The organism is Pseudomonas quasicaspiana, assembly GCF_021147825.1.
Lineage (GTDB): Bacteria > Pseudomonadota > Gammaproteobacteria > Pseudomonadales > Pseudomonadaceae > Aquipseudomonas > Aquipseudomonas quasicaspiana.
Map to the genome: position 1 here is coordinate 26438 of NZ_JAGTPI010000062.1, position 9221 is coordinate 35658.

Here is a 9221-nt window from a genome sequence, read left to right on the forward strand (position 1 = left end):
GCCGAAGAAGTCGGACTGTAGGAGTGAGCTTGCTCGCGATGGCGTCTAGTCAGTTCATGTTGAAGTCGACTGATAGATCCAATCGCGAGCAAGCTCACTCCTACAGTTTCAGTATTTACCGAGAGGCAGCGCGCGCTCAAAGATATCCCTGGGTTATCACCGTATGTATTTTTTTGATTAGACGGTTATCGCTTCGCCTCTGATAGTGGGCGCCACAGCAACACCCACAACAACAATAAAAAACGAGGTAAGCACCATGGATCGTTCCAGTGCACCCGTGCATCTGCCTGACGCAGGTGTCTCTGCCGTTACCGGCAATCCGGCGGTCGCCACTACCGCGCGAGCCACTTCGGTGCGCTGGCGGATTTTTGCCATCATCTTTCTGCTGACCATGGTCAACCTCATCGACCGGGTTTCCCTGTCCATCGCCATGCCCACCATCGCCAAAGAGTTCGAGCTGTCGCCGAGCATGCAGGGCCTGATCCTCAGCAGTTTCTTCTGGGCGTATGCGCTGCTGCAGATTCCCGGTGGCTGGATGATCGACCGCTTCGGTCCGCGTCGCGTCATCACTTGGTCCACCGGTTTATGGGGGACTTTCCAGGTGTTGGCAGGATTCGCAACAGGCGGCGTTTCGCTGCTGTTTGCGCGGATGTTTCTCGGGGCGGCGGAAGCGCCGTTGTTTCCGTCTGGCGGCAAGCTGATTTCCCTGTGGCTGGCCCCCAGCGAGCGCAGCCGTGGCGCCGTCATGATGGACAGCGGTAGCCCGCTGGGTGTCGCGCTGGGCGGTTTGATCATTGCCTACCTGATTGCCACGCTGGACTCCTGGCGCATGGCATTCGTTATTGCCGGTGTCGCGACGTTACTGCTGGGCTGGGTGTCCTGGCGGTATCTGCGTGATGATCCGTCGGTGCACCCGCAGGTCAATCAGGCTGAACTGGACAAGATCAATGCGGGCCGCGCGACGCCTGCCGCCGAGGCCGCCCGTGCGCCGGTCAAAGGCTTGGGCATTGCCGCGCGTTCGCTGACCGGCCTGCTGGTCGGACGCTCCAGTTGGGCAATGGTCTATTTCGGTCTGCTGACCTGGGGGCCGAGCTATCTGGCTCAGGCTCGTGGCTTTGATATCAAAGGCATTGGCGCAGCAACCTTCGTTATCTTTATTTGCGGCGCGCTGGGCTCGCTGACCGGTGGTTTTTTGTGTGACGGCCTGATTCGCAAAGGCGTGCGTAGAGGGCTGGCGGTCAAAGGTTTGCTGACCTTTTCCGGGCTGATTGCCCTGGCCGCTCTGGTGATGCTGCCAACCCTGAGCAACCCGTTCGCGGCGGTCGGACTGTTGGCGATGACTGCGTTCTTCCTGATGTGGGGCAGCCTGTACTGGAGTTTTCCGGCATTGCTGGCCGCACCGGCCCGTGTCGGCCTGATCGGCGGTGTGATGAATCTGGCGGGCAGTATCGGCGGGATCTTCGTGCCGATTCTGGTCGGGGTGATCCTGCAGTTCTTCGGTGGCTTCGGCGCAGTGCTCGCATTCTTTGCCTTCTGCGCGGCACTGTTTGTTCTGGCCACCTTGTTTATCAGCCTGGATGGGCAGCAGGAGGTGGCGGATGTCTGAGTTGTGGAGCGGGCCGATTGTCGATGCCCACCATCATTTCTGGGACCCGCAGGTTAATCACCATCCGTGGCTGGCCCCGGAATCCAACATCCCGTTTCGCTACGGTGATTATTCCGCGATAAAACGTCGTTACCTGCCGCCAGAGTATTTTGCCGACGCCGGTGAGCATCATGTAGTGCAAACCGTTTACGTCGAAACGGAATGGGACCCCCGCGACCCGATTGGCGAGACGCGCTTTGTCGAGCAACTGGCCGTTCGCTACGGGGTGCCCAACGCCATCGTTGCGCAGGCCTGGCTGGATCATCCGGTCGCGCTTGACCTTCTCAAGGCTCAGGCGGCTTTCAAATGCGTGCGCAGCGTCAGGCACAAGCCTGGAGGGCCGACATCACCTGAACAGGTGGGGTCGCAGCTGAGCCTGATGAGCGACGAGCACTGGCGGCGCAGTTTTGCCGCTCTTCACGGTTTGGGCCTGCATTTCGATTTGCAGACGCCCTGGTGGAATCTCCCCGAGGCTGAACAGCTGGCGCAAGACTTCCCGGACACCACGATCATTCTTAACCATGCGGGGCTGCCGTCTGATCGCAGCGAGCAGGGCCTGGCCGGTTGGCATGCTGCGATGAGCCAACTGGCCGAGCAGCCCAATGTCGTTGTGAAGATTTCTGGCCTGGGCCAGCCGGGCAAACCATGGCGCGCCGAGGACAACGCGTGGATCGTTCAGGAAATCATCGCCATGTTTGGCGCAGACCGGGCGATGTTCGCCAGTAACTTTCCGGTGGACAGCCTGTGCGGCTCGTTCGACGACATCTACAGCGGCTTCAAACAGATCGTTCGCGATTTGCCTGTCGCCGACCAGCAACAGCTTTTTTACAGCAATGCGCGACGTATTTACCGTTGCGAGCCTTCAGCCACTGCACAGACGTGGCCCGAACAGATGAGGAATCAAGCATGAGCAAGACTCGAATTGCGATGGTATTGGGTGATCCGGCCGGTATTGGTCCTGAGTTGATTGCCCGCCTTCTGGCCGAGCCGCAGGTGCGCAGCCAGGCGCAGGTGATCCTGATTGCCGACGAAGCCGAAATGCAGCGCGGCATGCAGATCGCCGGTAAGGAGTTTCCCTATCGTCAGGTGCAGTCTCTGCAAGACCTGACTTTCACTGACGACACGCCGTTGTTTTTCAACTATCGCGGCGATGCTGTCGGTGAGTTCTCACGCAGCGAAGCCAGTGTGATCGGTGGGCGCTATTGCCTGGATACGCTGAAAATCGCTGTCGAATTGACCGCCGCAAAAACCACCGACGCCGTGTTGTTCGGGCCACTGAACAAGACCTCGCTGCACATGGCGGGCATGGCTCACAGCGACGAACTGCACTGGTTTGCCGAGTTGCTGGGTTTCGACGGGCCGTTCTGTGAGTTCAACGTGCTTGATAACCTCTGGACCTCGCGCGTGACTTCCCACGTGGCGCTGTCCGCGGTGCCGGGCATGCTCAACCAGAATCGCGTGGTCGAAGCGATTCGTCTGATCGACACCGCGCTTAAACGCAACGGCCTGGAGCGTCCGCGTATCGGCGTTTGCGGCCTCAACCCGCACAACGGCGACAATGGCTCGTTTGGCCGTGAAGAGCTGGACATCATCGGTCCTGCCGTTAAAACCGCACAGGAGCAGGGCATTGCAGCAGATGGCCCGTATCCCGGCGATACGATTTTCCTCAAGGTGCAAGGCGATGCCAGTGCCTTTGATGCGGTGGTGACGATGTATCACGACCAGGGCCAGATCGCGATCAAACTGATGGGCTTCTCCCGTGGCGTGACGGTGCAGGGTGGTTTGCCGATTCCGATTACCACGCCCGCGCATGGCACCGCGTTTGATATCGCGGGGCAGGGTAAAGCCAATGTCGGCGCGATTCGTCAGGCGTTCGAAATCGCCTGCCGGATGGGGTGACATTCTTACTGATTCAACGCGATTCAAAACTGTGGGAGCTGGGCTTGCCCGCGATAAGAACGACTCGGTATCAGATACCGTGTTGAACCTATCGCGGGCAAGCCCGGCTCCCACATGATTTTCGACATCCTATAACCCTGACGACAGACTTCCCTCCAAACCGATCACCCCAGGCTATCACTGGATACGCATAAGTGATTAGCCGACACCTCTTCCAGCTGGCTAAATTTCCCCATCGACTTGTCGATCAACAACTACAAAAAGCCGGTCCCGCGCCATGCAGGACATACCGGCACACAAGGAAAAGCAGCCCATGAAAATCAAAGCGATCCGCACCCGTGTCTTCGAATGGAAAGGCAAGGTTGTCCCTCCCCAGGCCCACTTCTGCACCAATGCCAGCGACATCCTTTTCGAACGTGGCGATGCCATGGGCTCGTTCCGTTTCCATGGCTGGCTGGTGGTGGAAATTGAAACTGACACCGGTCTGGTCGGCATCGGTAACTGCGCCCTGGCGCCGCGTGTGGCCAAGGAAATCATTGATACATACCTGGCCCCCATCGCCATTGGCGAAGACCCGTTCGACAACGAATACATCTGGCAAAAAATGTATCGCCAGAGCCACGCCTGGGGCCGCAAAGGCATCGGCATGGCGGCCATCTCGGCCATCGACATCGCCATATGGGACATCATGGGCAAGGCCGTGAACAAGCCGGTCTTCAAACTGCTGGGCGGGCGCACCAAGGAAAAAATCTGGACCTACGCCTCCAAGCTCTATGCCAATGACAACCTCGACCTGTTTCTCGAAGAAGCTCAGGGCTATCTGAATCAAGGCTTCACCGCCCTGAAAATGCGCTTCGGTTATGGCCCGAAAGACGGCCCCGCGGGCATGCGTCGCAACATCGAACAGGTGCGTGCGCTGCGTGAGCTGGCCGGGCCAGATGTGGACATCATGCTCGAGTGCTATATGGGCTGGACCCTGGAATACGCCCGCCGCATGTTGCCGAAACTGGCCGAGTTCGAGCCACGCTGGCTGGAAGAACCGGTGATCGCCGATGACATCGAAGGCTATATCGAGCTGAAGAAGATGGGCATCATGCCGATCTCTGGCGGCGAGCACGAATTCACCTCGTACGGCTTCAAGGACTTGCTGGAACGCCGTGCTGTGGATGTTATCCAGTACGACACCAACCGCGTCGGCGGTATCACCGCCGCCCGCAAGATCAACGCCATGGCGGAAGCCTGGTCAGTTCCCGTGATTCCCCATGCCGGACAGATGCACAACTATCACCTGACCATGTCCACCACCGCCTCGCCGATGGCGGAGTTCTTCCCGGTGTTCGACGTCGAGGTCGGCAACGAGCTGTTCTACTACGTGTTCAAGGGCGAGCCGCAGCCGGTCAATGGATATATCCAGCTGGACGACAACAAACCGGGCCTAGGGCTGGAAATCTCCGACGAGTATCTGAGCGATTTCAACATTATCGAGTAATGCTCGATTTGTAGGAGCGCGCTTGCCCGCGATGACGTCGGTACATTCGATGCATCTCTAGCGGCAGGTATGACCCCTTCGCGGGCAAGCGCGCTCCTACAGAATTCATTCTGTGGGGACTACTAATGCGCCTTATCCAATTTGAAACCCAATCCGGTCAACGCCAGGTTGGTGTCGTCGATGGCAACTCGATCAACGTAGTACGTCAAACTCCAAGCACACGCGAGCTGGCCCTTGCCGCCATTCGCGCCGGAAGAAGTCTGGCCGATGAAGTGGCCAGCCGTGGCACTGAACCCGGTCCGGATTACGCCTCGCTGCTGCAAAACCACCAGATCCTGCCGCCGCTGGATCACGAAGATCCGGCCCATTGCCTGATCAGTGGTACCGGCCTGACTCATCTGGGCAGCGCCTCGGCGCGGGACAAAATGCATCAACATGACGGTCAGGTCGAAGCGGGCATGACGGACACCATGAAGATCTTCAAATGGGGCATCGAAGGCGGCAAGCCTGGAGTCGGTCAGGTCGGAGCTCAACCAGAATGGTTCTACAAAGGCGATGGCAGCATTGTCGTGCGGCCGGGGGCTGATTTCCCGGTGCCGTCATTTGCTGAAGATGCGGGCGAGGAACCTGAGTTGACCGGCCTCTATGTGATCGGCGACAACGGTCAGCCGTATCGTTTGGGTTATGCACTGGGTAACGAGTTTTCCGACCACGTGATGGAGCGCCGTAACTACCTGTATCTGGCGCACTCCAAGCTGCGCTATTGCGCGTACGGCCCGGAGTTGCGGGTCGGTGAACTGCCGCGTCATCTGTCCGGCATGAGTCGGGTTTTGCGTGATGGAGAGGTGCTGTGGGAGAAGGAATTTCTCAGTGGCGAGGACAACATGTGCCACAGCTTGGCGAACCTTGAATTTCACCACTTCAAGTACGCGCAGTTCTTGCGTCCAGGGGATGTGCACATCCACTACTTTGGCACCGCAACGTTGTCGTTTGCCGATGGCGTGAAGACTCAACCCGGTGATCGTTTCCAGATCAGCCTTGATGCGTTTGGTGCGCCGCTGGAAAACGGCATTGGCGAAGGCCCGCAGGCGGTGGGGATTGGGCAGATAAAGGCGTTGTAACGAAGGTTAGGTAAAACACCCGTGGGAGCGAATTCATTCGCGAAGAGGCCAGTACATTCGATACCTGTTTATCGTCTGTTCTACCGTATTCGCGAATGAATTCGCTCCCACAGGGTGTGTTTCCAGAGGAAAGGATTAGCGGCGAACCAGCAACACCCCTGACTCCATATGGTGGGTATACGGAAACTGGTCAAACAGCGCGCAACGCTCCACACGGTGCGTATCGTGGAGTTGCGCGATGTTGGCGGCCAGGGTTTCCGGGTTGCACGAAATGTACAGGATGCGTTCGAAGCGGCGGGTCAGCTCGCAGGTGTCCGGGTCCATACCGGCTCGGGGCGGGTCGACGAAGACGCTGCCGAAGTCGTAGCTCTTCAAGTCCACGCCGTGCAAGCGGCGGAACGGACGCACTTCATTCAGTGCCTCGGTCAGTTCTTCTGCCGACAGGCGCACCAGCGTCACGTTATCCACCGCGTTATCGGCCAGATTGCTCAAGGCGGCGTTGACCGAGGTCTTGCTGATTTCGGTCGCCAGCACTTTGCGGACACGGGTCGCCAACGGCAGGGTGAAGTTGCCGTTGCCGCAATACAACTCCAGCAAATCATCTTCACGGTCGCCCAGCGCGGCGTACGCCCAGTCGAGCATCTTCTGATTCACCGTGCCGTTAGGCTGGGTGAATGCACCTTCGGGTTGACGATAACTGAAGGTGCGACCGGCAACTTCGAGCTGTTCGGTCACATAATCACGACCGATGACCAGACGCTGGCCTTTGGAGCGACCGATCAGGCTCACGTCCAGATCGGCGGCCAGCTTTTCTGCCTCGGCCAGCCACTCATCGTCCAGCGGGCGGTGATAACACAGGGTGATCATCGCATCGCCCGCCAGTGTGGTCAGGAAGTCCACCTGGAACAGCTTATGGTTAAGCACCTTGCTGGCTTCCCAGCGGTCGCGCAGTACTGGCATCAGGGTGTTGATGCGCAGGCTGGCGATAGGCAGACCGTCCAGCAGGATCGGGTTCTTGTTATCGCCGGGGGTGAACATCGCGTAGTGACGCTTCTGGTCTTCGCGCCACAGGCGGAACTCGGCGCGCAGCCGGTAGTTTTCTTTGGGCGAGTCAAACACCTGCGGCTCGGGCGCATCAAAAGGGGCCAGCAGTTCACGCAGGCGATCTGCTTTGGCCTGGAGCTGAGTGTCATAGCTCGCAGGATCGAAGGGGATACTCGCACTCATGCCGGAAACCAACCCAATTTAACAACGAACAGAATCGACAGGATCACCAAGGCGGGATTCAGCTCGCGCCACTGGCCCGACAACAGCTTGATGCCTGTCCAGGCGATGAAACCAAATGCAATGCCGTTGGCGATGGAGTAGGTGAACGGCATCGCCAGCGCAGTAATCACTACTGGCGCGGCAACAGACAGGTCGTCCCAATCGATTTCGGCCAGACCAGATGCCATCAATACCGCCACGAACAACAGCGCAGGAGCGGTCGCGTACGCCGGGACACTGCCCGCCAGTGGCGCGAAGAACAACGCCAGCAGAAACAGGATCGCAACCACGATGGCGGTCAGACCGGTGCGGCCGCCAGCGCTGACGCCAGCCGCAGATTCGATGTAACTGGTGGTGGTCGAGGTGCCCAACAGCGAACCGGCCATAGCGGCGGTGCTGTCGGCGATCAGCGCACGGCCCATCTTCGGCATGTGGCCGTTCTTGTCCATCAGCCCGGCGCGCTTGGCGACGCCGATCAGGGTGCCGGAGTTGTCGAACAGGTCGACGAACAGGAAGGCGAAGATCACGCTGATCAGGCCGACGTCAAAAGCGCCTTTGATGTCCAGTTGCAAAAAGGTCGGGGCCAGCGAAGGAGGCATCGAGACCACGCCGCCGAACGGCGTGAAGCCCAAAGCAATCGAGACGATTGTCACCGCCAGAATGCCGATCAATACGGCGCCACGGACCTTGAGTCTTTCCAGGGCGATGATCAGGAAGAAGCCCAGAGTAGCGAGTACCGGTGCCGGTTGCTTCAGATCACCCATGCCGATCATGGTGGCCGGGTTGCTGACCACGATGCCAGCGTTGTGCAGGGCGATCAAAGCCAGGAACAGGCCGATACCCGCAGCAATCGCCGAGCGCAGGGGCAGCGGGATGCTGTTGATGATCCATTCACGGATACGAAAGATCGACAGGACAAAGAACATCACCGCCGAAATAAACACCGCACCCAGCGCCACCTGCCAGGTGTGCCCCAAGTGCAGCACAACGGTATAGGTAAAGAACGCGTTCAGGCCCATGCCCGGTGCGAGGGCAATTGGGTAGTTGGCGATGATGCCCATGGTCGCCGATCCGATGGCGGCCGCCAGACAGGTGGCGACAAACAGCGCGCCTTTGTCCATGCCGGTCGCGCCGAGGATGCTCGGGTTGACGAACAGGATGTAGGCCATCGCCAGAAAGGTCGTGACGCCCGCAAGAATCTCGGTGCGCACGTTGGTGTTGTGTGCCTTGAGTTGAAACAGCCGTTCCAGCATGTCTGGCTCCCCGGTGACGCGCCTGCGTCGTGAATGAATCGACTAGAACAGCAAAGCACAGACTGCCGAAGCGGCCCGCGGATTTTGTGCAGGTCGGAAAAAGCCGCGCATGATACCAGTCGAACGGCTTTGTGACTGCCTGCCGACGAGTGGTGTGCTTCGGCATTCTTCAGATTTCTCTGAAACAGCGCTGGACAGCGGTTAGCTGTAGATCAAATCGACTAAATCGCGGGCAAGCCCAGCTCCCACAGGTCCGCGTCCGGCGTAAAGTCCTCTGTGATTCCTATGCCACTGGCTGGCGCCGAATCTGTGGGAGCCGGGCTTGGTCTGGGCGGCCTTCCGACGATAATGCTGTACGCGATGGACCTGATATATGTGGCGCCCTTATCGCGGGCAAGCCCAGCTCCCACAGCTCCGCGTCCGGCGTAAAGTCATCTGTAACTCCTATACCACTGGCTGGCGCCGAATCTGTGGGAGCCGGGCTTGGTCTGGGCGGCCTTCCGACGATAATGCTGTACGCGATGGACCTGATATATGTGGCGCCCTTA

General features: G+C 59.0%; 7 protein-coding genes. 5 read left to right on the forward strand and 2 right to left on the reverse strand.

Annotated elements, in window-relative coordinates:
• The first annotated feature begins 256 nt into the window (after positions 1-256).
• The 5 genes from KDX30_RS24895 (at position 257) to araD1 (ending at position 6154) form a co-directional block, all read left to right on the forward strand.
• A complete protein-coding gene (locus KDX30_RS24895; RefSeq protein WP_231667661.1) occupies positions 257-1606 on the forward strand; it encodes an MFS transporter in 1350 nt (449 codons plus the stop codon).
• Positions 1599-2555: an amidohydrolase family protein gene (locus KDX30_RS24900; protein WP_231677766.1), complete on the forward strand. Its 957-nt coding sequence runs from the start codon at positions 1599-1601 to the stop codon at positions 2553-2555. Before KDX30_RS24895 ends, KDX30_RS24900 begins: the two co-directional genes overlap by 8 nt.
• Entirely contained in the window at positions 2552-3544 is a 993-nt protein-coding gene (locus tag KDX30_RS24905) for a 4-hydroxythreonine-4-phosphate dehydrogenase PdxA (RefSeq protein WP_231677767.1), read from the forward strand. The genes KDX30_RS24900 and KDX30_RS24905 overlap by 4 nt, the downstream gene beginning before the upstream one ends.
• Positions 3545-3857: 313 nt before the next feature.
• Positions 3858-5033 (forward strand): L-rhamnonate dehydratase, encoded by a 1176-nt coding sequence (locus tag KDX30_RS24910; RefSeq protein ID WP_027900495.1) that lies wholly within the window; start codon positions 3858-3860, stop codon positions 5031-5033.
• 125 nt (positions 5034-5158) lie between these two features.
• Entirely contained in the window at positions 5159-6154 is a 996-nt protein-coding gene (araD1, locus tag KDX30_RS24915) for an AraD1 family protein (protein ID WP_231677768.1), read from the forward strand.
• A 135-nt stretch (positions 6155-6289) separates the two neighbouring features.
• Here the strand turns inward: araD1 and trmA are convergent, their stop codons facing one another.
• Positions 6290-7381 carry a tRNA (uridine(54)-C5)-methyltransferase TrmA gene (trmA, locus tag KDX30_RS24920; RefSeq protein ID WP_231677769.1) on the reverse strand — a complete coding sequence of 364 codons (1092 nt, stop codon included), beginning with the start codon at positions 7379-7381 and terminating at the stop codon, positions 6290-6292.
• Positions 7378-8673 carry an NCS2 family permease gene (locus tag KDX30_RS24925; protein ID WP_122708675.1) on the reverse strand — a complete coding sequence of 432 codons (1296 nt, stop codon included), beginning with the start codon at positions 8671-8673 and terminating at the stop codon, positions 7378-7380. The genes trmA and KDX30_RS24925 overlap by 4 nt, the downstream gene beginning before the upstream one ends.
• Between the last annotated feature and the right edge of the window lie 548 nt (positions 8674-9221).